This window comes from Fulvimonas soli (assembly GCF_003148905.1).
Lineage (GTDB): Bacteria > Pseudomonadota > Gammaproteobacteria > Xanthomonadales > Rhodanobacteraceae > Fulvimonas > Fulvimonas soli.
Genome location: NZ_QGHC01000008.1, coordinates 193,253 through 218,707 on the forward strand (window position 1 = coordinate 193,253; position 25,455 = coordinate 218,707).

At 73.1% G+C, this 25,455-nt stretch carries 27 protein-coding genes; 9 read left to right on the top strand and 18 right to left on the bottom strand.

Features of this window, described 5'->3' with window-relative positions; translation table 11 throughout:
• Position 1: 1 nt before the first annotated feature.
• Positions 2-1,048 carry a rod shape-determining protein gene (locus C7456_RS12115; RefSeq protein ID WP_109724012.1) on the bottom strand — a complete coding sequence of 349 codons (1,047 nt, stop codon included), beginning with the start codon at positions 1,046-1,048 and terminating at the stop codon, positions 2-4.
• A gap of 274 nt (positions 1,049-1,322) precedes the next feature.
• On the opposite strand from C7456_RS12115, the gene C7456_RS12120 reads away from it, so the two are divergent.
• The 4 genes from C7456_RS12120 to C7456_RS12135 all read left to right on the top strand — a co-directional run bounded on the left by C7456_RS12120 (position 1,323) and on the right by C7456_RS12135 (position 4,176).
• Positions 1,323-2,258 (top strand): carbohydrate kinase family protein, encoded by a 936-nt coding sequence (locus C7456_RS12120; RefSeq protein WP_109724013.1) that lies wholly within the window; start codon positions 1,323-1,325, stop codon positions 2,256-2,258.
• A gap of 125 nt (positions 2,259-2,383) precedes the next feature.
• Entirely contained in the window at positions 2,384-3,073 is a 690-nt protein-coding gene (locus tag C7456_RS12125) for a hypothetical protein (RefSeq protein ID WP_109724014.1), read from the top strand.
• A gap of 70 nt (positions 3,074-3,143) precedes the next feature.
• Positions 3,144-3,608 carry a MarR family winged helix-turn-helix transcriptional regulator gene (locus tag C7456_RS12130; protein ID WP_109724015.1) on the top strand — a complete coding sequence of 155 codons (465 nt, stop codon included), beginning with the start codon at positions 3,144-3,146 and terminating at the stop codon, positions 3,606-3,608.
• 142 nt (positions 3,609-3,750) lie between these two features.
• Positions 3,751-4,176 (top strand): organic hydroperoxide resistance protein, encoded by a 426-nt coding sequence (locus C7456_RS12135; RefSeq protein WP_109724016.1) that lies wholly within the window; start codon positions 3,751-3,753, stop codon positions 4,174-4,176.
• Between the two features lie 172 nt (positions 4,177-4,348).
• Here the strand turns inward: C7456_RS12135 and lpdA are convergent, their stop codons facing one another.
• From lpdA to C7456_RS12200, 13 genes are all read right to left on the bottom strand, one after another.
• Positions 4,349-6,166: a dihydrolipoyl dehydrogenase gene (lpdA, locus tag C7456_RS12140; protein WP_109724017.1), complete on the bottom strand. Its 1,818-nt coding sequence runs from the start codon at positions 6,164-6,166 to the stop codon at positions 4,349-4,351.
• A gap of 98 nt (positions 6,167-6,264) precedes the next feature.
• Positions 6,265-7,911 carry a dihydrolipoyllysine-residue acetyltransferase gene (aceF, locus tag C7456_RS12145; protein ID WP_109724018.1) on the bottom strand — a complete coding sequence of 549 codons (1,647 nt, stop codon included), beginning with the start codon at positions 7,909-7,911 and terminating at the stop codon, positions 6,265-6,267.
• Positions 7,912-8,062: 151 nt separating this feature from the next.
• The gene (locus C7456_RS12150) at positions 8,063-8,902 is read right to left on the bottom strand and encodes a mechanosensitive ion channel family protein (RefSeq protein WP_109724019.1); all 840 of its coding nucleotides are present in this window, start codon (positions 8,900-8,902) and stop codon (positions 8,063-8,065) included.
• 198 nt (positions 8,903-9,100) lie between these two features.
• Entirely contained in the window at positions 9,101-9,898 is a 798-nt protein-coding gene (locus C7456_RS12155) for a DUF2884 family protein (RefSeq protein WP_109724020.1), read from the bottom strand.
• Positions 9,899-9,999: 101 nt separating this feature from the next.
• The gene (locus C7456_RS12160) at positions 10,000-11,223 is read right to left on the bottom strand and encodes a low temperature requirement protein A (RefSeq protein WP_109724021.1); all 1,224 of its coding nucleotides are present in this window, start codon (positions 11,221-11,223) and stop codon (positions 10,000-10,002) included.
• A gap of 61 nt (positions 11,224-11,284) precedes the next feature.
• Positions 11,285-11,560, bottom strand: a complete 276-nt coding sequence (locus C7456_RS12165; RefSeq protein WP_109724022.1) for a DUF2845 domain-containing protein — start codon at positions 11,558-11,560, stop codon at positions 11,285-11,287.
• A 345-nt stretch (positions 11,561-11,905) separates the two neighbouring features.
• The gene (locus C7456_RS12170; protein WP_109724081.1) at positions 11,906-12,181 is read right to left on the bottom strand and encodes a DUF2845 domain-containing protein; all 276 of its coding nucleotides are present in this window, start codon (positions 12,179-12,181) and stop codon (positions 11,906-11,908) included.
• A gap of 39 nt (positions 12,182-12,220) precedes the next feature.
• Entirely contained in the window at positions 12,221-12,820 is a 600-nt protein-coding gene (locus C7456_RS12175) for a DUF924 family protein (protein WP_109724023.1), read from the bottom strand.
• Positions 12,801-13,244 (bottom strand): DUF2383 domain-containing protein, encoded by a 444-nt coding sequence (locus C7456_RS12180; RefSeq protein WP_109724024.1) that lies wholly within the window; start codon positions 13,242-13,244, stop codon positions 12,801-12,803. The genes C7456_RS12175 and C7456_RS12180 overlap by 20 nt, the downstream gene beginning before the upstream one ends.
• Positions 13,245-13,347: 103 nt before the next feature.
• Complete coding sequence (locus C7456_RS12185; RefSeq protein ID WP_109724025.1) at positions 13,348-14,103, bottom strand: DUF2884 family protein; 756 nt, start codon at positions 14,101-14,103, stop codon at positions 13,348-13,350.
• A gap of 94 nt (positions 14,104-14,197) precedes the next feature.
• Positions 14,198-15,052, bottom strand: coding sequence for an energy transducer TonB (locus C7456_RS12190; protein ID WP_109724026.1), 855 nt, complete (start codon positions 15,050-15,052; stop codon positions 14,198-14,200).
• Between the two features lie 80 nt (positions 15,053-15,132).
• Positions 15,133-15,585, bottom strand: a complete 453-nt coding sequence (locus tag C7456_RS12195; RefSeq protein WP_109724027.1) for a hypothetical protein — start codon at positions 15,583-15,585, stop codon at positions 15,133-15,135.
• Positions 15,586-15,777: 192 nt separating this feature from the next.
• Positions 15,778-16,233, bottom strand: a complete 456-nt coding sequence (locus tag C7456_RS12200) for a hypothetical protein (protein WP_109724028.1) — start codon at positions 16,231-16,233, stop codon at positions 15,778-15,780.
• 163 nt (positions 16,234-16,396) lie between these two features.
• On the opposite strand from C7456_RS12200, the gene C7456_RS12205 reads away from it, so the two are divergent.
• Together C7456_RS12205 and C7456_RS12210 are read left to right on the top strand one after the other, a co-directional pair.
• The gene (locus tag C7456_RS12205; RefSeq protein ID WP_109724029.1) at positions 16,397-16,813 is read left to right on the top strand and encodes a universal stress protein; all 417 of its coding nucleotides are present in this window, start codon (positions 16,397-16,399) and stop codon (positions 16,811-16,813) included.
• A 129-nt stretch (positions 16,814-16,942) separates the two neighbouring features.
• Positions 16,943-17,764, top strand: coding sequence for a ferritin-like domain-containing protein (locus C7456_RS12210; RefSeq protein WP_109724030.1), 822 nt, complete (start codon positions 16,943-16,945; stop codon positions 17,762-17,764).
• A 103-nt stretch (positions 17,765-17,867) separates the two neighbouring features.
• Here the strand turns inward: C7456_RS12210 and C7456_RS12215 are convergent, their stop codons facing one another.
• The 3 genes from C7456_RS12215 to C7456_RS12225 form a co-directional block, all read right to left on the bottom strand.
• Positions 17,868-18,323, bottom strand: coding sequence for a DUF6491 family protein (locus tag C7456_RS12215; RefSeq protein ID WP_109724031.1), 456 nt, complete (start codon positions 18,321-18,323; stop codon positions 17,868-17,870).
• Between the two features lie 67 nt (positions 18,324-18,390).
• Positions 18,391-19,116 carry a hypothetical protein gene (locus C7456_RS12220; RefSeq protein WP_109724032.1) on the bottom strand — a complete coding sequence of 242 codons (726 nt, stop codon included), beginning with the start codon at positions 19,114-19,116 and terminating at the stop codon, positions 18,391-18,393.
• Positions 19,117-19,177: 61 nt separating this feature from the next.
• A complete protein-coding gene (locus tag C7456_RS12225; protein WP_109724033.1) occupies positions 19,178-20,053 on the bottom strand; it encodes a LytTR family DNA-binding domain-containing protein in 876 nt (291 codons plus the stop codon).
• Between the two features lie 156 nt (positions 20,054-20,209).
• On the opposite strand from C7456_RS12225, the gene C7456_RS12230 reads away from it, so the two are divergent.
• The gene (locus tag C7456_RS12230) at positions 20,210-22,033 is read left to right on the top strand and encodes an FAD-binding oxidoreductase (protein ID WP_109724034.1); all 1,824 of its coding nucleotides are present in this window, start codon (positions 20,210-20,212) and stop codon (positions 22,031-22,033) included.
• A complete protein-coding gene (locus C7456_RS12235; protein WP_109724035.1) occupies positions 22,030-23,274 on the top strand; it encodes an acyltransferase family protein in 1,245 nt (414 codons plus the stop codon). The genes C7456_RS12230 and C7456_RS12235 overlap by 4 nt, the downstream gene beginning before the upstream one ends.
• 368 nt (positions 23,275-23,642) lie before the next feature.
• On the opposite strand, the gene C7456_RS12240 is transcribed toward C7456_RS12235, so the two are convergent.
• Complete coding sequence (locus C7456_RS12240) at positions 23,643-23,945, bottom strand: DUF3247 family protein (protein ID WP_109724036.1); 303 nt, start codon at positions 23,943-23,945, stop codon at positions 23,643-23,645.
• Between the two features lie 223 nt (positions 23,946-24,168).
• On the opposite strand from C7456_RS12240, the gene C7456_RS12245 reads away from it, so the two are divergent.
• The gene (locus C7456_RS12245) at positions 24,169-25,443 is read left to right on the top strand and encodes an MFS transporter (protein ID WP_109724037.1); all 1,275 of its coding nucleotides are present in this window, start codon (positions 24,169-24,171) and stop codon (positions 25,441-25,443) included.
• Positions 25,444-25,455: the final 12 nt, after the last annotated feature.

A 25,455-nucleotide genomic window follows, 5' to 3' on the forward strand; every position in this document is an offset into this window, starting at 1 on the left:
ATTATTCGGGAGCGAAGAAGTCGCTGCCGTGCTGGTCGATCAGCTCCAGCGCCTTGCCGCCGCCGCGCGCCACGCAGGTCAGCGGGTCGTCGGCCACCTGCACGTGCAGGCCGGTCTCCTCCGAGATCAGGCGGTCCAGGTCGCGCAGCAGCGCGCCGCCGCCGGTGAGCACGATGCCGCGCTCGGCCACGTCCGAGCACAGCTCCGGCGGAGTCTGCTCCAGCGCCGCCTTGACCGCCGCCACGATGCCCGACAGCGGCTCGTGCAGCGCCTCCAGCACCTCGTTGGAGTTGATCGTGAACATGCGCGGCACGCCCTCGGCCAGGTTGCGGCCGGAGATCTCGATCTCCTTCACGTCGGTCTGCGGGAACGCGCAGCCGATCTCCAGCTTGATCCGCTCGGCGGTGGACTCGCCGATCAGGGTGCCGTGGTTGCGCCGCACGTAGTTGATGATCGCCTCGTCGAAGCGGTCGCCGCCCACGCGCACCGACTGCGAGTAGACGATGCCGTTGAGCGAGATCACCGCCACCTCGGAGGTGCCGCCGCCGATGTCCAGCACCATCGAGCCGCGCGCCTCGTGCACCGGGATGCCGGCGCCGATCGCGGCGGCCATCGGCTCCTCGATCAGGAACACGTCGCGCGCGCCGGCGCCCTCGGCCGACTCCTTGATCGCGCGGCGCTCCACCTGGGTGGAGCCGCACGGCACGCACACCAGCACGCGCGGGCTGGGGCGCAGCATGCGCGACTTGTGCACCTGCTTGATGAAGTGCTGCAGCATCGCCTCGGTCATGGTGAAGTCGGCGATCACGCCGTCCTTCATCGGCCGCACCGTGGCGATGTTGCCCGGCGTGCGGCCGAGCATGCGCTTGGCCTCGGTGCCCACCGCGGCCACCGCGCGCGGGCCGCCCGGGCCGCGGTCCTGGCGGATCGCCACCACCGACGGCTCGTTCAGCACGATGCCCTGCCCCCGCACATACACCAGCGTGTTCGCCGTGCCGAGATCGATGGAGATGTCGTTGGAGAAGATGCCGCGAAACTTCTTGAACATGGGGGCTGGGCGCGCCGGTGCGAGGGAAAGACAAGCGTGCCAGTCTAGTGAGCGGCCCTACCCCACGCAAGCGCGCAGTCGTTAAGAAAGCCTTGCGAAACGCGGTGATGCGCGCATTTCCTGCATCGCCGGCGCAAGCGCCGCGGCGATGGCCCGGTCGCCTTGGCGGCGACTTGGCGCTACCATTGCCCGGTTTGCCGGACGCCCGCGTCCGCCGCTCGCCGGGCGCCGCGCGGTCGCCCTTCCTGCCGTCACCACGGGGTCGCCTTCCATCATGTCAGCCGTCATCTGCGGTTCCCTGGCCTACGACACCATCATGGTGTTCCCGGACCAGTTCAAGAACCACATCCTGCCGGACAAGGTCCACATCCTGAACGTGTCCTTCCTGGTGCCGAAGATGCGCCGCGAGTTCGGCGGCTGCGCGGGCAACATCGCCTACAACCTCAAGCTGCTGGGCGGCGACCCGCTGCCGATGGCCACCGTGGGCCAGGACTTCGGCCCCTACCGCGAGCACCTGATCCGCTGCGGCATCCGCCTGGACGGCGTGCGCGTGTTCGAGGACCAGTTCACCCCGCAGTGCTTCATCACCACCGACCTGGACAACAACCAGCTCACCGCCTTCCATCCGGGCGCGATGTCCAGCTCGCACCACAACCACGTCGCCGACGTGCCGGACATCGACTTCGGCATCGTGGCGCCGGACGGCCGCGAGGCGATGCTGCAGCACACCGACGACTTCGCCGCGCGCGGCGTGCCCTTCATCTTCGACCCGGGCCAGGCGATGCCGCTGTTCAACGGCGACGAGTTCCGCTCGATGATCGGCAAGGCCACCTACGTCATCGTCAACGACTACGAGTCGCAGCTGCTGCAGCAGCGCACCGGCTGGAGCGCGGAGGAGATCGCCGCGCGCACCCGGGCCTACATCGTCACGCTGGGCCCGCGCGGCTCGCTGATCCACACCGGCGGCCAGGTGATCGAGATCCCCGCGGCGCGCGAGCGCCAGGTGGTCGACCCCACCGGCTGCGGCGATGCGTACCGCGCCGGGCTGATCTTCGGCATCATGAAGGGCTACGACTGGCCGACCGTGGGCCGCATGGCCTCGCTGATGGGCGCGCTGAAGGTCGAGCACCCCGGCACGCAGAACCAGCGCTTCACCTACGAGGAGTTCGCCGCCGAGTTCCAGGAGCAGTTCGGCTACGCGCTGGGCTGAACCGCCGCCCCGGCGGCCGGCGACGGACGGCGCCCCGCGGGGCGCCGTCCGCGTTTCGGGGCCCCGCAGCCCGGGCCTACACGATCGTGTACGCTGCGGCGCTTCGCGCCCGCCCGGAGCCCGCCATGCACCTCGAGCTGCCCAAGCTCCCCCTGCACTCGCTGAAGGACTTCGCCAAGCACTACCTGATGATCGTGCTCAGCATCCTCACCGCGCTGGGCCTGGAGGCGTGGATCGAGCACGTCCACCACGCCCGCGCCGCCGCCACCGCCAGCCGGCGCATGGACGAGGAGCTGCGCGCGGCGCTGGACAACATCCGCGACGCCGAGGCCAACGACCGCAGGACCCTGGCGCGGCTGCAGGCGCTCGACGCGACGGTGGTCGCCGACCTCGCCGCGGACCTGGACGCGGCCGCGGTCAACCGGCACATCGAGGCGCGCAAGGACGACTACCAGCTCGACGTCAACTGGCCGGTGCTGCCCACCGACGCCTGGGACGTCGCGGTCGCCGACCAGTCGCTCGGCTGGATCGACGCCGACGCGCTGCAGCGCTACTCGTCCGCCTACACCGCCGAGCGCGTGCTCGACGGCTGGCTGCAGCACGACGCCACCCTGGTGCTCGACGCGCCGCACCTGGTCGACACCTACACCGACCTGCAGCTGGACCGCCCGGTCGATCCCCGCGCCTTCCTGCACACGCTGCGGCAGATGGAGATGGCGCTGAACTCGGTGCTGTCGCACCTGCAGGGCACCGCGCGGCGGATCGCGCCGGCGCTGCCCGGCGCCGCCGGCGGACACCCGCCGGCCGCGGCGTGACTCCCGGGCGGCGCCGCCGCCGCGAAAAGACGCTTGCAATTGAATAGCACGCTATTTAAATTGCCGCTCCATGAAGACCCGCACCGCCAAACCGCAGGCCGCCGCGGCCCCGCTCGGGCTGGACCAGCAGCTGTGCTTCGCGCTGTACTCGACCGGCCTGGCGATGACCAAGCTCTACCGCAAGCTGCTCGCCGGGCTGGAGCTGACCTACCCGCAGTACCTGGTCATGCTGGTGCTGTGGGAGCGCGACGGCCTGGCCGTGTCGGAGATCGGCGAGCGCCTGTTCCTCGACTCGGCCACCCTGACCCCGCTGCTCAAGCGGCTGGAGGCGGCCGGGCTGGTCAGCCGCACCCGCTCGGCCGAGGACGAGCGCCAGGTGGTGATCGGCCTGACCGCGCAGGGCCGCGCGCTGAAGAAGCGCGCCGCCGCCGTGCCCGGCGCGGTGTTCTGCGCCACCGGCTGCGAGCGGGACGAGCTGCTCGCGCTCAAGCGGCAGCTGGAGAGCCTGCGCGAGCGGCTCGCCGACAGCGCCTGACCGCCTCCTGCCGCCCCCATGGAACCACCCATCAAATAGCACACTATTAAATAGCACACAATGACGACGGAGCCGCGCCAGGCCGGCTCCGCCGCCCCACCGGAACCGGCCCTGGCGCTCCTACCACCACGAGGCAACCCCCATGTCCATCGAGAAAGTCCTGTACCGCGCCCATGCCAAGGCCACCGGCGGCCGCGACGGCCGCGCCGTCTCCTCCGACGGCGCGCTCGACGTCAGGCTGACCACGCCGAAGGAACTGGGCGGCGCCGGCGGCGACGGCACCAATCCCGAGCAGCTGTTCGCCGCCGGCTACTCGGCCTGCTTCCTCGGCGCGCTGAAGTTCGTCGCCGGCCAGCAGAAGCGCGTGCTGCCGGCCGACACCGCCATCGAGGGCAGCGTCGGCATCGGCCCGATCCCCACCGGCTTCGGCATCGAGGTCGAGCTGAAGATCCACGTGCCCGGCCTGCCCCGCGACGAGGTGGAAGCGCTGGTGCAGCAGGCGCACGTCGTGTGCCCCTACTCCAACGCCACCCGCGGCAACATCGACGTGACCCTCACCGTGGTCTGAGCGATGCGCGCCCGGCGCCAGCCGCGGAACCCCACCGTGGGAGCGGCCTCCGGCCGCGATGGCCCACCTGGAACGACGCATCCCACCGGCGACCGCCGCCCACCCCCGCACGACGCCAAAACGAGAAGCCCGGGCCTGGCCCGGGCTTCTCGCTGCACGCCGGCGGCGCGCGTCACTTCCTCTTCGGGATGTACAGGTCGGTGACGGTGCCCTCGTAGACCTCCGCCGCCATGCCCACCGACTCGCTCAGCGTCGGGTGCGGATGGATGGTGAGGCCGATGTCGGCGGCTTCCGCGCCCATCTCGATCGCCAGCGCGATCTCGCTGATCAGGTCGCCCGCGCGCGGGCCGACGATGCCGCCGCCGACCACGCGGTGGGTCTCCTCGTCGAAGACCAGCTTGGTGAAGCCCTCGGTGCGGTCGATGCCGATGGCGCGGCCCGAGGCCGCCCACGGGAACTTGCCCACGCCGACCTTGAGGCCCTTCTCCTTCGCCTCGCGCTCGGTCACGCCGACCCAGGCGATCTCCGGGTCGGTGTAGGCCACCGACGGGATCACGCGCGCGTCGAAGTGGCTCTTCAGGCCCGCCACCACCTCGGCGGCCACGCGCGCCTCGTGCGTGGCCTTGTGCGCCAGCATCGGCTGGCCCACGACGTCGCCGATGGCGAAGATGTGCGGCACGTTGGTGCGCAGCTGCGTGTCCACGTCGATGAAGCCGCGCTCGGTCACCGCCACGCCGGCCTTGTCCGCGCCGATCTTGTGGCCGTTGGGCGAGCGGCCCACGGCGACCAGCACGCGGTCGAACAGCGCGGTCTCGGGGATGCTCTCGCCCTCGTACTTGACCTCGATGCCCTTCTTGACGGCCTTGGCCTCGACCACCTTGGTCTTGAGGTGCACGCCCTTGAGCTTCTTGCCGAGGCGCTGCGCCAGCGGCTTGACCAGGTCGGCGTCGGCGCCGGGGATGAGCTGGTCCATGAACTCGACCACGGTCACCTCGCTGCCCAGCGCCGAGTACACCGTGGCCATCTCCAGGCCGATGATGCCGCCGCCGACCACCAGCAGCCTCGGTGGCACGTCCTTCAGTTCCAGCGCGCCGGTGGAATCCATCACGCGCTCGTCGTCCCACGGGAACGCCGGCAGCCGCACGGCCTGCGAGCCCGCGGCGATGATCGCGTACTCGAAGCGGATCAGCCTGGACCCCTCGGCCGTCCGGACTTCCATCTCGTTGGGCGAGACGAAGCTGCCCACGCCCTGCACGGTGCGTACCTTGCGCTGCCTGGCCATGCCGGCCAGGCCGCCGGTGAGCTTGCCGACCACCTTGCCCTTGAAGTCGCGCAGCCCGTCCAGGTCGATCTTCGGCTTGCCGAAGCTGACGCCGTGCGCGGCCATCGCCTCGGCCTCCTCGATCACCTCGGCCGCGTGCAGCAGCGCCTTGGACGGGATGCAGCCCACGTTGAGGCAGACGCCGCCCAGCGTGGCGTAGCGCTCGACCAGCACGGTGTCGACGCCGAGGTCGGCGGCACGGAACGCCGCGGTGTAGCCGCCCGGGCCGGAGCCCAGCACGACCAGCTTGCACTCGATGTCGGGCTTGCGACCGGAAGCGCCCGCCGCCTGCGGCGCCTTCGCCCCCTCTCCCCTCTGGGGAGAGGGTTGGGGTGAGGGGGCGGGGCTGGCGGGAGCGCTCGGCGAGGATGGCCCCTCACCCCTGCCCTCTCCCCGGGGGGGAGAGGGGGACGCGGTGTCGGCTTCGCCGACGGTTTCCAAAAGGGCGATCACCGCGCCCTCGGACACCTCGTCGCCCACCTTGACCTTCAGCTCCTTGACCACGCCCGCGGCGCTCGACGGAATTTCCATCGTCGCCTTGTCCGATTCCAGCGTGATCAGGCTCTGTTCCTTGGCGACCGTGTCGCCGGCCTTCACCAGCACCTCGATCACCGGCACGTTCTCGTGGCCGCCGATGTCGGGAACCTTGATTTCGATGGTGCTTGCCATGGGGGATCCTTGGAATTCTTTTCGCTACGCATGAGGGGCGACGCAAGGGCCGCCCCTCACCCCGGCCCTCTCCCCGGAGGGGAGAGGGAGACAGGGCGTCAGAGGAGCAGGCGGCGGATGTCGCCCAGCTGCTGCGCGAGGAAGGCGGCGAAGCGCGCGGCGAGCGCGCCGTCGATCACGCGGTGGTCGTAGGACAGCGACAGCGGCAGGATCAGCCGCGGCACGAACTCCTTGCCGTTCCACACCGGCTTCGTCGCCGCCTTGGAGACGCCGAGGATGGCCACCTCCGGCGCGTTGACGATCGGCGTGAACGCGGTGCCGCCGATGCCGCCCAGCGAGGAGATCGAGAAGCAGCCGCCGGACATCTCGTTGGGGCCGAGCTTCTTCTCGCGCGCCTTCCTGGAAATCTCGGCCAGCTCGCGGGCGAGATCCAGCAGTCCCTTCCTGTCCACGTCGCGGATCACCGGCACCACCAGGCCGTCGGGGGTGTCCACCGCGATGCCGATGTGGAAGTACTTCTTGAGGATCAGCTTCTCGCCGGTCTCGTCGAGCGAGGCGTTGAACTGCGGGAATGCCTTGAGCGCCGCCACCACCGCCTTCATCTGGAACACCAGCGGGGTGATCTTGAGGTCCTTGTTCTCCTCGCCGAGCTTCTTGCGGAAGGCCTCCAGCTCGGTGATGTCGGCGTCCTCGTGCTGGGTGACGTGCGGGATCATCGCCCAGTTGCGCGCGAGGTTGGCGCCGGAGATCTTCTGGATGCGCGACAGCGGCTTCTCTTCGATCTCGCCGAACTTGCTGAAGTCGACCTTCGGCCACGGCAGCAGGTTGAGGCCGCCGCCCGCCGCCGCCGGCGCGCCCTGCACCGGGCGCGCGCCCGAGGCCAGCGCGTGCTTGACGTAGGCGGTCACGTCCTCGCGCACGATGCGGCCGCCGCGGCCGCTGCCCTTGACCTGGCGGATGTCCACGCCCAGCTCGCGCGCGAAGGCGCGGATCGCCGGGCTGGCGTAGGGCGCGTCGCCCGGCATCACGATCTTCGCGTCGAACGGCGGGCGCGCCTGCGGCGGCACGTCGCCCTCGGGCGCGTTGCCGGGCAGCACGCTGCGGCCGCCGATCGGCGCGGGCTTCTCCTCCACCTTCGGGCCGCCCTGCGCCGCCGGCAGGCCGGCCGCGGCCGGCGCCGCCGCGGGAGCGGGCGCGGGCGCCGGGGCGCCGGCCGCGCCCTCGATCAGCGCGATCACGTCGCCGGCGGACAGCTCGTCGCCCACCTTGGCCTTGAGCTCCTTCACCACGCCGGCGAACGGCGCGGGCACTTCCATGGTGGCCTTGTCCGATTCCAGCGTGAGCAGGCCCTGGTCCTTGGCGACGGTGTCGCCGACCTTCACCAGCACCTCGATCACCGGCACGTGGTCGTGGCCACCCAGGTCGGGCACGCGCGCCTCGCGCAGGCCGCCGCCCTTGGCGCCCTCTCCCCCCTGGGGAGAGGGGGACGCGGCGTCGGCTTCGCCGACGGTTCCCAAGATGGCGATCACCGTGCCCTCGGACACTTCGTCGCCGACCTTCAGCTTCACTTCCTTCACCGTGCCGGCGAACGGCGCGGGAATCTCCATGGTCGCCTTGTCCGATTCCAGCGTCACCAGGCTCTGGTCCTTCTCGACGCGGTCGCCGGGTTTGATCAGCACCTCGATCACCGGCACGTGGTCGTGACCGCCGATGTCGGGTACGCGGGCTTCTTTGAGGTCGGCCATGGGATCTCCTGCGGATGGCGGGCAGCCGCCCGGGGATGGCGGCCGCGCAAGGCTTCCATCATAGCGAACAGGCGCGCGCCGCGCGGCATCGCGTGCGCGCCTTCGCACCGTGCGCATACGTATGCATGGCGCGGAAGCGCCGCGCCACGCTTCAGCGCGGCGCGTCCTGCGCCGGCAGCGCGCCCTGCACCACGGTCAGCTCGCGCTGCGGGAACGGAATGCTGATCCCGCAGGCGGCGAAGCGCTCCTTGATCGCGCGCAGCAGGTCGGTCTGCGCCGCCCACAGGTCGCCGGGGCGCGCCCAGGCGCGCACCACCAGGTCGACCGCGCTCTCGCCGAGGCCGGCGGTCCACACGCCCGGCGCCGGCTCCTCGAGGATGCGCGGGTCGGCGGCGAACAGCCGCTCGACCTCGGCGATCGCCTGGCCGATGTCGTCCTTGTAGCCGATGCCCACCTTCAGCTCGAAGCGGCGCAGGCCGCGCCGGTTCATGTTGATGATGGCGTCGCCGCCGATCTTCGCGTTGGGCACCACCGCCTCGCGGTTGTCCGGCATCACCAGCAGGGTGTGCATCAGGTTGATGCTCTCCACCGTGCCCTCGACGCCGCCGGCGGTGACGTAGTCGCCGACGCGGAACGGCCGGAACACGATCAGCAGCACGCCCCAGGCCAGGTTGGACAGCGAGCCCTGCAGCGCCAGGCCGATCGCCAGGCCGCCGGCGCCCAGCGCCGCCACCAGCGGCGCGGACGGGATGCCCGCCTTGGTCAGCGCCATCACCACCACCACCGCGACCAGCACGCCGTACAGCAGGTTGCGCAGGAAGCCGATCAGGGTGGGATCGACCGCCGCGCGGCGCAGCGCGCGCTGCGCGAAGTTGGCCAGCCGCGCCGCCAGCCAGAGGCCCAGCAGCAGGATCAGCAGCGCGACGAGCAGGTTGACGCCCGTCTGGAGCAGGTTCCCGGGCAGCTGGAGCCTGGCGAGGAAGTCGTGCATGGCGGGTTCCCTGCGTGAAAAACGCCGGCAAGCCTAGCAGCACGCCGATGAAGAAGCCGCGCAGGCGCGCGCGAAAAAAAGCCGCGCCGGCCTGGGGATGCCGGCGCGGCGGCGGCCGCGCATGGTGGGGGATCGGCGCGGCGCAAGGCCTGGGCGCTTGCAGTGGGACGGCGGCAACCGCGCCGCGGGACGGCCGCCTCAGCGGCGCACGACCTCGCGGTCGGCGGCCTCCTCGCGGGCGACCAGGCGCAGCGGCGAGCCGTCCGGCAGGCGGAACCGGAACTGCCGCTGCAACTGCTCCAGCGCGGACAGCCGCGGGCACAGCGCCTCGGCGCGGCGCTCCAGCTTGTCCGCGCGCGCGTCCACCGCCTGGTCGATGCTCTTGTCCAGCGAGTCGGCGCGCGCCTCCAGCGCCTGCACCTGGCTCTCGTCGCCGGACAGCGCCGCCTTCACCGCGTCGGCGGTGACGCTGCCCACCAGCTCCCTGACGGCGTCCTCGATGCCCTGCCCGATCGCCGTGTCCAGCTCGTGCTGCTTCCACACGCCGTGGCCCAGCCCGCGGTCGAGCCCGGCCAGCGCCTCGCGGTGCCGCGCGTTGAGCCGCTCGACCAGGCGGGCGCGCTCGCCGTCGCTGCGCGCGAAGGTGGCGACCACCGTGCCCATCGCGTCGAAGCCGAGGTCGATGCCCTCGCGCGCGATGCCGGCCATCTCGGGCAGCAGCGCGCGCACTTCGTCCTCGTACTGGCGCAGCCGCGCGGCATCGGCGGCGGAGACCGCCACGTCGCGGCCGTCCACGCGCAGCCGGCCGTCGTGCATGAGCACCTCGGCCGGCCGGCCGGCCGCGCGGCTGAAGGCGAGGCCGGCATCGTCCGCCCTGACGTCGTAGTCGGTGCGGAAGCCGCACTCGTCGTGGCCGATGTGCAGCCCGTGCGCCGTCGCCGGCAGGCCGCCCGCGCCCAGGGCGAGGGCCAGCGACAGGATGATGGCGTTGCGCATGGCGTGTCTCCCGCACGGCGGCGCGCCCGGCCGCCCGATGCGCGCAGCGTCGCGCCGCCCGGCCGCCGCGGCATGGGCCAGGCGTCATGCCGTGCCGTCGGTCATGCCCCGCCGGCTTCGGCCAGCGCCTGCCGCACCGAGCGCAGCGACAGCGTCTCCCACAGCGCCGCCAGCAGCAGCACGCCGGTGGCCAGCAGCGACAGCGCCAGCCGCGAGAGGCCGAGGGCCGCCGGCACCGCCAGCGCGGCGAGCAGACCGATGCCGACCAGGTGGGAGAGCGGAAAGCGGGTGCGGTTGACGGCCTGCTTGAACAGCGCGTTGCCGAGCAGGTAGAGCAGCGGGCCGCCGAGCAGCACGGCGGCCGCGGGCAGGTCGGCGCGCAACAGCGGCTCCTCCAGCGCCAGCGCGTCGGCCACCGCGCAGACGATGATGCCGCCGACGATCGGCAGGTGCAGGTAGGTGTAGGCGACGCGCGCCTGCCGGCCCGGGTCCTCGGCGTGGCGGATCGCCTGGCGGCCGCGCTCGACCGCGAGGTCGAAGTAGATCCACCACATCGCCACGTTGCCGAGGAAGCCGCCGACGAAGGCGGCCACCACCGGCGCGCTCCACGCCGCCTCGGCGAAATGGCTGCCGGTGGCCAGCACCGACTCGCCCAGCGCGATGATCACGAACAGGCTGCAGCGCTCGGCCAGGTGGCCGCCCTCCACGTCCCAGTCGCGGGTCGGCGTGCGGCCCAGGCCCGGCACGCGGAAGCCCACCGCCGGCCCCAGGTATTCCACGCCCAGCGCCAGCGTCCACAGCAGCAGGCGCCGCTCGCCCCCGGCCCAGGCCCCGGCCAGCCAGCCCAGCGCCGCCAGCGACAGCCAGGCCAGGATGCGCTGGAAGTTGCGCGTGTTGGCCGGCGCGTCGTCGCCCAGCGCCCACAGCGCGAACGCGGTGCGCCCCACCTGCATGGATGCGTAGGCGCCGGCGAACAGCCAGCCGTGCGCGCCGAACGCCTCCGGCAGCGCGCAGGACAGCAGCAGCCCCGCCAGCATCAGCGCCAGCAGCATCAGCCGCACCGCGATGCGCTCGGGGTCCAGCCAGTTGGTCACCCAGCCGGTGAAGATCCACACCCACCACACCGCCAGGAACAGCAGCGCCGCCTGCAGCGCGCCGAGCGCGTCGAGCCGCTGCAGCAGGGTGTGCGAGAGCTGGGTCACCGCGTAGACGAACACCAGGTCGAAGAACAGCTCGATGTTGGTGACGTGGCCGTCGGCCGCGGCGCCGCGGCGGCGCAGCAGGCCGGCGCGGTGGCGGGCTTCGGGCGAAGGCGGCTGGCTCATGGCGGTTCTCCGGCGCAGGGCCGCTTTATCGCACGGCCGGCGGCGACGGTGCCATGCGCCTTCAGTCCCCGCCCTGCTCGATGCCGACGACGCGGTCGTCCACGATGGTCAGCGTGATCGTGCGGCCGTCGCGGCGGTACTGCCAGCGCTCGCCCGACTGGCCGCTGCGGCCGTGCCGCGCCGCGGTGCGATGGCTCCTGTGCGAGGGCCGGCCCAGCAGTTCCTCCACCCGGGCGGTGGAATCCCCGCTCACCAGCAGGCGGTCGCCCACGCGCAGCGTGTCGGCGGCGGCCGCGAAGGCAGGCAGGAGCAGAAGGATGCAAAGCAGTCGGCGCATGGAACCCCTCCGTGGGAACGTGGACGATGCGGGAACGCGGATGACATGCCGGCGCGGCGCCGCGGCCCGTCATGCAGAAGAATTAGCAAAGCCCATCGCCCGGGCGTAGCCGGCGACCGCCGCGAATCGCGGTCGGGCGACACCGACAGGATCGGCGGCGCGGCGATGCGACCGGCATGCGCCGCCGGCCTGCCGGTCGTGCCGGAAGCCAGGTCGTCGCGCGATGCGGGCATCGCCTGTCGATGGCGCAGGCATCCGCGCGGGAACCGTCCGCGGTGAGGCGGCGGGCGCGCACCGTGCGGGCTCGGTCGCGGCCAGAGGCCGCCCCGCACTACTGCTCCCACACTACCGTTGCAGTTCCTCGATGGCGCCGACCTTGCCGCCGACGATGACCACGTTCACCACGCGGCCGTCGCGCTCGTACTGCCAGCGCTCGCCGCGGTAGGCGCCGTAGCGGTTCTGCACCGGCTCCTTGTAGGCCGGCTGGCCGAGCAGCTTGACCACGCGGCTGGCGCTGTCGCCCACGGTCAGCACCTGGCTGTCCACGCGCAGGGTGTTGCCGGCGTGGGCGACGGCGGCGGCCAGTCCAAGCGCAAGCAAGAGGGGAAGGCGACGGTGCATGGGCCACTCCTTTTCCATGGGACGGCGGGATGGTGCCGGCTAGAACCCCGCGCCCGGCTGCGCCAGGTAGTCGCGTTCGTCGGGCGTGTCGGCCCGGCCGAGCGCGGCGTTGCGATGCGGGAAGCGCCCGTAGCGCGCCACCACCGCGCCATGCCGCAGGGCGTAGTCGAGGTAGCCATCGTAGCGCGCGCGCTCCGCGGACGGCGCCTGCTCGGCGAGGGCGCGGAAGCGCGCCACCGACTGCCGTTGCAGCTCCGGGTCCTCGGCGTGTTCCAGCGGCAGGTAGGCGAACGCGCGCCACGGCCGCGGCAGCCGCCCGTCGTCGCCGCGCGCCAGGCCGGCCACGGCCAGCGCCTGCGCCCTGGCGTCGCAGGCGAAGGCGCGCGCGTCGCCGCGGTAGAGGTTGCGGCTGAACTGGTCGAGCACGATCAGCAGCGCCAGCCAGCCTTCCGGCGTGGCGCACCAGCCGTCCAGCTCGCCGCGCGCCGCCGCGGCGTGGGTGGCGGCGAAGCGCGCGCGGATCGCCGCGTCGAACGCGGGATCGGCGGCGAACCAGCGCGAGGCGTTCTCCCCGGCGAACCAGAACGCCAGCACCTCGCGCGCCGGCGCCGGCGCGGTTTCAGCAGCGTCCGCCGGCATGGACCAGGCTGCGCATGTCGAGGTCGATGTCGCGCAGGCGCGGCAGCAGACGGCGCAATTCCAGCGCGGCGTCGGCCGGCGCCGCGGCGATGCCGCGCTCGAAGGCCCGCAGCAGCGCCGCCTCGTCGTGGGCGAGCCGGCGGATCCAGGCCTCGTCCGCGGCCAGCGCCGCCGGCAGCCAGCCGGCCAGTTGCCGGCGCGCCCGCCCGATCAGTTTGCCGCGCTGCGCCGGCTCGCCGCCGCGGCGCCGCACCTGGCCCTGCAACTCGTCCACCAGTTGCGCCAGCACCTGCGCGTTCTCGCCCAGCAGCGCGCGCAGGCCCGGCTCGCGCACCTGCGCCGCCGCGTCGCAATGCAGCGCGCGCAGGTCGATGCTGCGGCGGATCAGTGCGTTGTAGATCGGCTGGGAAGCGGCGTGGGCCACGGCAACGGGTGTTCCGGCTGGGACACGGGCATGCTGGACCGGGGGCGCTTAGCCGCAGATTAATCCGTCCCGCCCCGGCGGCCGGCCGCTCAGCGGGCGTTGCTCAAGGCGTCGTCTCCAGCAGGTCCAGCGGCCGGCCGTCGCCGCCGCGCAGGCCCTCCTGCAGCCCGGCCAGCCGCCGCACCGCCGGGCACAGCGCCTGCACCTGCGGGCGCAGCGCCTGCATGCGCCGCTCCAGCCGCGGCCGCAGCGACGTGGCGAGGTCGGCGGCGCGGTCGCGCAGCTGCGCGGCCTGCTGCAGGTCGCCGCCCATCGCCGCCTCCAGCGCCTGCTGGCCGAGCGCGCCGGCCAGCAGCGGCAGGATGTCGCCGGCCAGCTGGTCGGCGTAGGCCTGGGCGGCCTCGCCCTGCCAGTCGTGCGTGCTGTTGCTGGCGGCGATGCGGCGCTTGAGCTCGTCCGCGCGCGCGGCCACGCGGCGGTCCAGCTCCGCCAGGCTGGCGGCGTCGAGCTGCATGCCGGCCGCCTCCTCGTGCAGCGCGCGCGCCGCCAGGTCCACGCCCGCCTGCGCCACCGCGCGCACGCGCGGCGCGAGCGCGCGCAGCTCGCGCTCGAACACGGCCAGGCGGTCCTGCTGCTCGGCGGTGAGCGGCACCGTCCGGCCGTCGGCACGCAGCGCGCCGTCGCCCAGCTCCACCCGGTAGGGCGCCGGCTGCGCGCGGTCGAACAGCAGGCTGCCCGGCCGCAGCGTGAGGTCGTAGCTGCTGCTGGCGTGGCAGGTGGTGGTCAGGTCCTGCGCGGGCGCGGCCCGTAAGGCCAGCAGCAGGCACAGCGACGCGGCGGCGGACAGCGGAAGGCGCATGGGTTCTTCACGGGCGGCAGGCGAAGCCTGCGAATACCCGGCCATGCGCCAACCACCGCTGAACCGGCGGGCGCGCGGCCCGCCGGCGATGCGCTCAGGCGCCGCCGGGCGGCGTCAGCAGGACCGGGCCGGGATGGCCGACGTCGTAGAGGCCGTCGTCGGGCAGCGCGTCCACGCCCGAGATCATCCCTTCCTTGTCGAACCAGGGCACTGCCTGGTAGGGACCGGGCACGTAGACCTCCCACCGGCCGTAGGGGTCCGGGGCCAGCTGGCCCCGCTCGCCCAGCTGGTAATGCACCGGCACGCGCGCGTAGTGGAATTCCGCCTCGGCGTCCTCGCCGTCGGCCGAGACATTGAAGGTCCAGGTCCTCGCCGCCTGCAGCGCGGACTTGGCGAAGGCTTCGCGCCACGCCTGCAGCAGGTGCTCGCTGCCGATCGCGGCGAGGTTGACCTGCTGCGCGACGGCGTCCACGACCTTGCCCTGGCGGTCGACCTTCAGGAGCAGGTAGACCGTTCCCTCGACGTGCCCGCGGGCGGCCATCTCGGGGTAGTGCGGCCCCTGCCGGTGCTCCTTGAAGCCGAGGCTGCCGGCGGCATCGCCGAAATGCGTGCCGCGGATGCTCAGCGCGTAGTTCTGGTCGTCGCCCTCGATGGGCCGGGCCACCACGCGCAGGCTCATCCTCGCCTTGGCCGCCACCGGCTTGCCGTCCCGCACGACCGGCTCGAACTTCCAGCGCGGCACGTTCCTGCCGATCAGGTCCACCACCGGCGCCGGCAGCCTCTCCGGGCGGTCGAGCCGGTAGCTGCCGACGCTGCCGTCCGGCGCCACCACCAGCGTGCCGGTGACCACCATGCTCGCTTCCACCTGCCTGCGCACCGCTCCCGGCCCGGCCGCCATCACGGCGCCGGCCAGCAGGCAGCCGCACGCCGCCGACCACAGACGTTTCATCCCCTGGCTCCCCATCCCCACAGGCAGGCCGATCCTGCCCGCGGCAGCGTAGCGCGGCCGCCGCGCGGCGCCCAGTCCCGCTAGCGGCGGGCGCGGAACTGCGCCGCCACCGCCGGCCGGCCGAGCCGCCAGGCCAGCCACAGCGCCAGCGGCAGCAGCAGCGCCTTGAAGGCCAGGCCGAGCAGCCAGGTGCGGCGGATCTGCTCGAGCATCGCCAGCAGCGGCGCGGCCAGCTGCGGCTGCGCCAGCGCCCGCGCGCGGGCCTGGTCGAACTGGCCCCACTGGGCGAGCATCAGGCCGCCGCTGGCCAGCGCCCAGAGCGCGACGAGCAGCAGCGCCAGGCGCAGCGGCTGGCGCGCCCAGGCCTGGCGCAGCACGCCGCCGGCGCACAGCACGATGACCGCGAACGCGCCGCCCAGATAGAGCCAGGCGCCGTAGCGCAGGTACTGCACGGCGCCGAAGGCGGCCAGCAGCAGCACGATCCAGAGGCCCACGCGCCAGGGCGCGAGGCGCTGCGGCGCGGGCGCGCTCACGCGGCCGCCTCCCGCGCGGCGAGGCCGGACGCGAAGCGCCCGCCACGGACCGCGGCGGGCGCGAATGCAAGGAAGGATGGTGGAAGTGCCGGCGAATGACGATGCCGCATGGCGGGCTCCGGAAACGGGCGAAGCCCGCCAGTCTATGCGGATGCGCGGGCGGACGCCGGCGGCGCCCGCCCGCGCGGGGCGTCACGGCTTGCTGATGGTGAACTTGCCCACCGACACGCCGAGGTTGACGCCCTCGCCGGTGCCGGCCAGGGCCAGCGAGGTGGTGCCCTTGGTCAGCACCTGCGCGGTGCCGCTCTTGACCACGCCCGCCTCGGCGCCCGCCTGCGCGTAGTCGCCGAACACGTCGTCGATGCCGCGCACCTTGGTGATCTCGCCCTTGCCGTTCTCGATGCGGTACTTGCCCGCGGTGAGGCCGCCGCCGACCACCGAGATCTTCACGCGCGACGACTGGCCGTTGCTGCAGGTCACCGTGCCGTGGCCCTCGGCATGCTTGTAGATGATCGACCAGCCCTCCAGGCTGAAGCGCAGGTCGCATTTCACCTGGGCTTCGTCGGCGCGGGCGACATGCAACGGCAGGGCCGTCGCCGCGCACGCCAGGACCAGGGCCGCCATGCCGCCAAACGTACGCTTGCTCATCGTGCTTCCTCCTCAGGTTGCCGTGGACGGTGGGGATGTTGCGGCGCGGAGTCTGTCGTCGCATTCGTGAAGAAATTGGATGCGGGCCGCCGCGCCCGTTCAGCTTTACCCGCCGGCGCGGGCCGGCATAATCGAAGGCACCGAGGCAACCGCGGAGAAGCGCATGCTGAAACACTCGCTGGTCGGCTACGACGGCTCGGAGACCTCGCAGCGCGCCTTCCTGCTCGCCGTGGCGCTGGCCCGCGCCTGCGGCGGCCGCGTGCGCGTGGTGTCGGTGCTGCAGGTGAGCGAGGGCGGCGCCGACGCCTGCGCGCTGCTGATGACCGACGCCAGCGCCGAGCGCCTGGAGGAACTGCGCCGCGAGCTGGCCGCGCTGGCGCCGGACGCGATGGACCGGGTCGACGTGGAGGTGCTGCACGGCAGCCCCGGCGACGTGCTGCTGGGCCAGGTGCAGCAGCACGGCATCGACCACATCGTGATCGGCCACACCGAGCGCGGCGCGCTGGCGCGCTGGCTGCTCGGCTCGGTGTCCGGCGACGTGCTGGCGCGCGCGCACGTGCCGGTGACGGTGGTGCGCTGACGGCGCGGCGGCTCGCCGGGTCGGCCCGCGTTAAGCCGCGCGGGCGGCCAGGCCGTATGCTGTTGTCATCCGACCGTCACATGCGGCCGTGGCGCCCGCCGCCGCGGCCCACCGCACAGGAACCCGCGCGTGAGCATGGCCATCTCCCTGCCCTGGACCCTGGAAAGCATCGACCTCGGCCGCATCGACGTGGCCCGGGTGCGCCACAACGAGGAGCTGTTCTTCCTGGTCTGCAGCTCCTCCTTCATCGAGAGCGGCTCGGACCTCTACACGCGCAACCTGGTCGAGCACTTCGCCGGCGACGAGGAGGTGCGCGCCTGGCTGAGCGAGCACTGGGAGCACGAGGAGCTGCAGCACGGCCGCGCGCTGGCCGCCTACATCCGCCACGTGTGGCCGGAGTTCGACTGGGACGCGGCCTTCGCCTCGTTCTGGCAGGAGTACAGCGCCACCTGCACGATGGAGCAGCTGGAGCCCAGCCGCGGCCTGGAGCTGGCCGCGCGCTGCGTGGTGGAGACCGGCACCGCCAGCATGTACCGCGCGATCAACGCGATCACCGACGAGCCGGTGCTCAAGCAGATCACCAACAACATCAAGAGCGACGAGGTGCGCCACTACAAGCACTTCTACCACTACTTCCGCCGCTACCGCGAGCAGGAGGGGCTGGGCCGCTACAGGGTGTTCCGCGCGCTCCTGCGCCGGGTGCGCGAGATCAAGGGCGAGGACGGCGACATCGCGCTGCGCCACGTGTTCTACCAGTGCTATCCCGAGAAGCGCGACGACCACGCCGAGTTCCGCCGCGTGGCCGACCGCGCCGAGGGCCTGCTGCGCCGCCACGTGCCGGTGGAGATGACGGTGAAGATGCTGCTCAAGCCGCTGGACCTGCCGCCGCGGCTGCAGGATGCGCTGGAGAAGCCGCTGGCCAAGCTGGCCGCGAAGCTGTTCCTGCACTGACGGGCGCGCCGCCGCCCTTCTCCGGGCGGGGAAAGGACTTGTTGTTCCCCCTGAGGCTGGCTTCCGCCGGAAAGGCTCCGCGCCGGCCTGGCCGCGTGGCCGCTCAGCCGCCGGGCGCGCCGTCGGCCGGGCGCGGACGCTCCTCGACCTTGCGCTGCTCCCGCTGCACCTCCTTCAGCCTGCCCACGTCCACCGGGCGGATCCGCGTGATGTAGCAGGGAAAGGTGTTGCGGTCGGTGAGCACGCGGTCGAAGCGCACCGACACCTCGTGCAGGTTCGAGGTGAGCCCGATCACGTTGGTGAACGGCAGCTGGGTGCAGCCGGGCACGTCGAGCAGCCAGGCCTCCCTGGGCCGGGTGTAGATGGCCACCTGGTCGGCGCCCAGCGCCTCCCACGACCACAGCGGGTTGTAGAAGCGGAAGCTCTTCACCGGCGCGCCGGCGGCGGCCGCGTAGGCGGCCTTGCGCGCGGCCTCGCCCTGCGAGGGACCGGTGGCGCAGGCGGCGAGCAGGCCGGCCAGCGCGGCGGCGAGCAGCGGGCGCATGGGCATGGCGGACATGGCGACGGCTCCTTAAGGCAGTGTCTCCGGTGGATCGAACGCGCACCGCCGGCGGCGGTGCACGCGGCTACTTCTTGCCCTTGGGCAGCGGCTGCCACTTGCCCGGGTCGAAGCCGCCGACCTCGAACACCAGCGTCTCCTTCTTCTCGCCGTCGACCAGGGTGACGTCCATGCTGATCTTCTTGGCCTTGGCGAGCTGGGCGATGAAGGCCTTGTCGTCGCGGATCATCAGCGCCGGCTCGCCGGTGGGCGGGGCGAAGGCCTTGATGCCCGCGCGCTTGCCGTCCACCTCGGTGGGGACGGTGCAGTTGCCGCGGCAGACGAAGCCGTGGCCGCCGCCGAACAGGAAGGCGTTCTGGCCCCAGGCGGTGTGCCGGCGCAGCACCAGCCGCACGCGGTCGTTGCCGGAGGGCTGGCTGGTGTAGATGGTGGCGGTGGACTGCGTGCCGCCCTCCATCGGCGACACCTGGTACACCCACAGCCCGGCCAGGCGCGCCTTCTCGCTGTTCTCCTTCCAGCGCTTCTCGATCGCCGGCAGGGTCTGCTGCACTTCCTTCGCCGCCGCGCTGCCCGGGTAGCGCTCGAGGATGTCGTGGCCCATGCTCACCGCCATCTCGTCGTTCTTGATGCGCAGCAGCTGGCGGTAGGTGTCGAGCTTGCCGGCGGCCTCGGCCTCGCCGGCCTGCTGCGCGGTCTGCGCCGGCGCGGCGGACTGGTCGCCGGAGGACGAGCAGCCGGCGAGCAGGCCGAGGCCGAGCAGCGCGGGAAGGACGGGGCGTAGGGATCGTTTCATCGGCGGTCACCTGGGCACGAAAGGGGCCTAGAGTGGAACGAGCCGGCGCCGCGGCGCAACCTCAGGCGGCGCCGGCCGGCTCGCCGAAGCGCTCGCGCAGCTGCGCGCGGTAGCGCCGGCTGCACGGCACCTCGGCGCCGTCGCGCAGCTTCAGGCGCGCGTCGCCGGTGTCCAGCGGCTCGATCTCGGCCAGGTAGTCCAGGTTGACCAGGTAGCCGCGGTGCACGCGCACGAAGCGCGCCGGGTCCAGCCGCGCCTCCAGCGCGGCCATGGTCGAGCGCAGCGGGTAGTCGCGGCCGCGCACGTGCAGGTTGACGTAGTTGCCGGCCGCCTGCGCCCACTCGATCTCGCCGGCGGCGAGCAGGAACTCCCGGCCCAGCTTGCGCACCAGGAAGCGCTCGGGGCGCTCCACCGGCTCCACCGGCGGGCCGTCGTCCGGCGCGGCGAGCAGGCGCGCCTCGCCCTGCCAGCGCATCAGCCCCAGCCGCCACAGCGCGACCAGGGCCACGATCAGGAAGTAGGTGCGGAAGTCCTTGAGGTATTCGTAGCCGAAGTTGGGCCACCAGGCGCCGAAGCGGTATTCCCAGCCGGCCAGGCCGTACACCAGCTTGCGCAGGCCGATCATGCCGGCGACGTGCAGCAGGCTGAACGGCAGCGTGGCGAGCAGGTGCCAGGGCAGGCTGCGCCGCCAGCTGTCCAGGCGCAGCGGCCAGCGGCGGTCCACCGCCAGCACCCCCGGGATCAGCGCCAGGACCAGCAGCGCGCTGCTCCACTCCCAGGTCCACGGCTCCCACGCCGCCACCCGGGCATGGTCGATCCGCGACACCATGCTGTTGAACACGGCGTTGCCCAGGGTCAGCAGGAGCAGGAGGACGATCCCGACCGGCCGTCGCCAGCGCTGGAAGTCCTGGTAGGTGAAACCGGCGGCCTCGCTCATCCGGCGATTCTAAGCGCTCGGGCGGCCGCGGCCCGTCCCCGCGGTCCCGCGACTCGTCCCCGCGGCCCCGCGGCTGGTCACTTCCGGCTGGCGGCCGGTGGTGCCCCGCGCCCACGCTGGCCATCCGTCCCCCGGCGTCCCCGAAGGAATCCTGCCATGCACCGACGCGACCTGCTCAAGGCGGCCCTGGCCATGCCCCTGCTGCCCCTCGCCGCCCGCTGGGCGCCCGCCGCCGCCCGCGGCACGGCCGCCGGCGCGGCGGCGGCGGCGCGCGTGCGTCCCGGCGACCCGGGCTGGCCGGGCGCGGCCGAATGGGATGCGCTCCGTCGCCAGGTCGGCGGCCGCCTGCTGCGGCCGCATTCGCCGTTCGCCGATTGCGCCGGCGGCTGCCGGGACGCGCTCAGGCTGCTGGGCAACCCGTTCGCGCTCGGCGACGACCCGGCGCTGACCCAGACCAGCGGCTGGGCCGGGGCCTGGCGCTCGCAGCCCAGCGCCTATGCGGTGGCGGCCGAGCGCGAGGAGGACGTGACCGCCGCGGTCGCGTTCGCCCGCCGCCACCGGCTGCGGCTGGTGGTGAAGGGCGGCGGGCACAGCTACCAGGGCACCTCGCAGGCGCCCGACTCGCTGCTGGTGTGGACCCGCCGCATGAACCGCTGCACCCTGCACGACGCCTTCGTGCCGGAGGGCTGCGCCGGCATGGTCGCGCCGACTCCGGCGGTGACCGTGCAGGCCGGCGCGCTGTGGGCCGACGCCTACCACGCGGTGACCACCCGCGCCGGCCGCTACGTGCAGGGCGGCGGCTGCACCACCGTCGGCGTGGCCGGGCTGGTGCAGAGCGGCGGCTTCGGCAGCTTCTCCAAGCGCTTCGGCACCGCCGCGTCGAACCTGCTCGAGGCGCGCGTCGTCACCGCCGACGGCGTGGCGCGCACGGTCAACGCGCGCCGCGAGCCGGAGCTGTTCTGGGCGCTCAAGGGCGGCGGGGGCGGCAGCCTGGGCGTGCTCACCGAGCTGACCCTGCGCACCTTCGACCTGCCCGAATGGTTCGGCGCGGTGCTCGGCCGCATCAGCGCGCGCTCCGGCGAGGCGATGCGCGCGCTGATCGCCAGGGCGATGGCGTTCTACGCCGAGGCGCTGCACAACCCGCACTGGGGCGAGCAGCTGGCCTTCCAGGGCGACAGCCTGCGGATTTCGATGGTGTTCCAGGGCATGGACCAGGCCGCGGCCGAGCGCACGTGGGCGCCGTTCCTGGACTGGGTGAAGGCGCGCCCGGAGTACCGCTTCGCCGAGCCGGTGCGCGTCCTCGCGCTGCCCGCGCGGCATTTCTGGGACCTCGACTACTTCCGCCGGCACGCGCCGGAGCTGATGGTCCCCGACGACCGCCCCGGCGCGCCGGCCCACCACGGCGTATGGGCCGGCGACCGCGAGCAGGTCGGCTGGTTCATCCACGCCTTCCAGTCGGCCTGGCTGCCGCAGTCGCTGCTGTCGCCCGCGCGGCGCGGCGCGCTGGCGGATGCGCTGTTCGACGCCGCGCGGCAGTGGCACGTCTCGCTGCACTTCAACAAGGGCCTGGGCGGCGGCGACCCGGCGGCGGTCGCGCGCGCCCGCGACACCGCCACCCATCCGCAGGCGACCGAGGCGTTCGCGCTGGCGATCTGCGCCGCCGCGGGCGACCCGGCCTTCCCGGGCATGCCCGGGCCGGGGCCGGACCTGGCCCGGGCCCGCCAGCGCGCCGCGGCGGTGGACCGCGCGATGGACGCGCTGCGCCGGGTCGCGCCGCAGGCCGGCTCCTACGTCTCGGAGAGCGACTACTTCCTGCGCGACTGGCCGCAGCGCTTCTGGGGCGCGAACCACGCGCGGCTGGCCGCGGCCAAGCGCCGCTACGACCCCGAGGGCCTGTTCTTCGTGCACCACGGCGTGGGCAGCGAAAGCTGGAGCGCGGACGGCTTCGCGCGCCGCCCCGGCGCGGAGGCGCGCGCATGAACCGCCGCCACGACATCGACGCGCTGCGCGTGCTGGCCTTCGGCCTGCTGATCCTCTACCACGCCGGCATGCTCTACGTGGCGCCGGCGGCCGATTGGGGCTTCCACCTCAAGAGCGGCCATCTGGCCGAATGGCTGCAGTACCCCATGCTGTTCCTCAACCGCTGGCGGATGGAGCTGCTGTTCCTGGTCTCCGGCCTGGCCGTGCACTTCCTGCGCGGGCGCCTGCGCCTGCCCGCGCTGGCGTGGAAGCGCACGGTGCGCCTGCTGCTGCCGCTCGTCTTCGGCATGCTGGTGGTGGTCCCGGTCCAGCCCTACGTGCAGGGCCGCGCCGAGCACGCCCTCGCGCCCGGCTTCCTGGCCTTCCTGCCGCACTACTGGACGCACGGCTACCGCGACTGGGGCCTGACCTGGAACCACCTGTGGTACCTGCCCTACCTGTGGCTGTACACGATGGCGCTGCTCGCGCTGCTGCCGGCGCTGGAATCGCCGGCCGGCCGGCGGCTGCGCGCGGGCGCGGCGAGGCTGCGCGGCTGGCCGCTCCTGATCCTGCCCGCGCTGCCGCTGCTCGCCCTCGGCACGCTGCTGCGCGGCTACCCGGAGACGCACGCGCTGGTCGGCGACTGGTGGGCGCACGCGATCTACGCCACGGTGTTCCTGTACGGCTACCTGATCGGCACCGACGCCGCGCTGTGGAACGAGTTCGCGCGGCTGCGCCGGCGCTCGCTCGCGCTCGCGCTGGCCTGCTTCGCGGCCTACCTGTTCCTGGACAAGTTCGCCGGCCGCCTGCTCGCGCAGCAGGCGCTGGCGGCCTGGGTGGAGCCGGCCGGCGTCGCGCTGTGGCGCGCCACGCGCTACTTCTACCTGTGGAGCGCCATCGCCGCCGTGCTCGGCTGGGGCCATGCATGCCTCAACCGCCCGTTCCGCTGGCTGCCGTATGCGCGCGAGGCGGTGTATCCCTGGTACATCCTGCACCAGAGCGTGCTGCTGGCCTGCGCGGCCTGGCTGATCCCGCGCCGTCTCGGCCCGGTGCTGGAGCCTGGCCTGCTGCTGCTCGGCACGGTGGCCGGCTGCGCCCTGCTGCACGAGGGCATCCGCCGCGTGCGCTGGCTGCGGCCGCTGTTCGGGCTGGACAGCCGCGCGCCGTCCGGCGGCCGCGCCGCGCCACCCGCGGCCCGGCCGGCCGAGCGCGCGAAAGCCTGCGAGCCGGCGCGCGCCGTCATCCCGGGGACGACGGAATGAGGATGGCGGCCGCGTTTCGCGGAGCCGTCTGCGCGCGGGCCAAGGAAGAGTGGACATCGGTCCACGGCGGCGCGGCATGGCGGGATTGGCCGATGTTCTGGGCATCGCGGCCGCAGGCCGCTCCCGCAAGGCTGGCGAGGTCCCCTGGGGAGCGGCCTCCGGCCGCGATCAGCCTGATGCGAAGCCGCCCAGGGCCTCGATGCCAGGCCCGCCGAGTCCACGCCCCAGCGCCGGTGGTCGAGCACGGCGGTGCCTGGCCGGAGAAACACGGGAAGCGATGGAAGAACGGCAAGCGCTGCCTCCACGCCCGCGCACGCTTCATCCTGCCGGCCTTCCTGGCGCTCTCCCTCGATGATTTGAACAGGCCCTCAGGTCTCGCTGCCCAGCGTCGAGTCCAGGTGCTCGACGCGGGCGATCTGGTCGAGCCAGACGAAGCGGCTCCAGCCGCCGATGCCGCGGTGGTCCAGCCGCACCACGCCGTTGAAGCCCTCGCGCTCCTCGGCGTCGCGGAACAGCTGCACGTTGGGGCGCTCGCAGATGAAGCCGTCGCAGCGGCTGCCGTCCTTGAGCGACAGCCGCACGTGGCCGTTGGTGGGAAGTTCGCGCACCAGCGCTTCCAGGTGATGGATGCTGGCCTGGTCGGTGTAGACGTGCTCGGCCTGGCGGCCCATGGCGATGCCTGCGAAGGGAGAACGGCGCGCAGGGTAGCGCGGCGCGCGGCAAGGGCCGGTCAAGGCCGCGCGAGCCGGGCGTGAAGCGCACCACATTTTTTTCGCGTCGCCCCGGCCGGTTCTTCCCGCCCTCGTCATGCGCCACGCGGCAACGCGGCGGCCGCCGCCGCGCGGCGCGGGCCGTTTCCACGATAATGCGCGCTCCCCGCCCGGAATCCCCCGCATGGCCGCCCCCGCCGCTTCGCCCGACCCGACGCACTCGCTGCTGCGCCATCCCGCCTTCGTGCAGTTCTGGTTCGCCCGCATCGCCTCGGGCTTCGGCTTCCAGATGCTGTCGGTGGCGGTGGGCTGGCAGATCTACGCGATCACCGGGCGCGCGCTCGACCTCGGCCTGATCGGCCTGGTGCAGTTCTTCCCCTCGGTGCTGCTGGCGCTGCCGGCCGGGCACATGGCCGACCAGTTCGAGCGCCGCCGCGTGGTGCTGTACGGGCAGATCGTGGAACTGCTCGCGGTGGCGCTGCTGGCGGCGCTGACCCTGCTCGGCGCGGTCCACGAGCTCGGCATCCTGCTGCTGGTGTTCGCCATCAGCACCGCCAAGGCGTTCGAGTCGCCCTCGATGCAGTCGATGCTGCCCGCGCTGGTGCCGGCGGAGATCCTGCCGCGCGCGGTGGCCTCCAGCGGCTCGGCGTTCCAGGCGGCGATGATCCTCGGCCCGGCGGTGGGCGGCGTGCTGTACGTGGCCGGCCCCGGCGTGGTGTACCTGAGCGCGGCCGCGCTGTACCTCGTCGCCACCGTGCTGGTCGCGCGGCTGCGCTACGAGCAGGCGCAGCCGAAGCGCGAGCCGGCCACGCTGAAGACGCTGTTCGCCGGCGTGCACTTCATCCGCGAGCGCAAGGACATCCTCGGCGTGATCTCGCTGGACCTGTTCGCGGTGCTGCTGGGCGGCGCCACCGCGCTGCTGCCGATCTTCGCCAGGGACATCCTGCACACCGGGCCGTGGGGCCTGGGCATCCTGCGCGCCGCGCCGGCGGTGGGCGCGCTGCTGATGTCGCTGTGGCTGTCGCGGCACGACCTGCAGCGCCGCGTGGGCATGGTGATGTTCGGCTCGGTGGCCGGCTTCGGCGCGGCCACGCTGGTGTTCGCGGTGTCCAGCTCGCTGTGGCTGTCGGTGGCCGCGCTGTTCGCCGCGGGCGCGTTCGACATGGTGAGCATGGTGATCCGCGGCTCGCTGGTGCAGCTGGACACGCCCGACGCGATGCGCGGGCGCGTCAACGCGGTCAATGGCATCTTCATCAACACCTCCAACCAGCTCGGCGAGTTCGAGTCGGGCCTGCTCGCCGCCTGGCTGGGCGCGGTGGGCGCCACCGTGGTCGGCGGGCTGGGCACGCTGGCGGTGGTGGGACTGTGGATGCTGCTGTTCCCGGGCCTGCGCCGGCGCCAGCGCCTGCAGCTGGAGGACCCCGCCAACGAGGCGCTGGGTACCGCCGAATCGGTGTAACGCACGTAACGG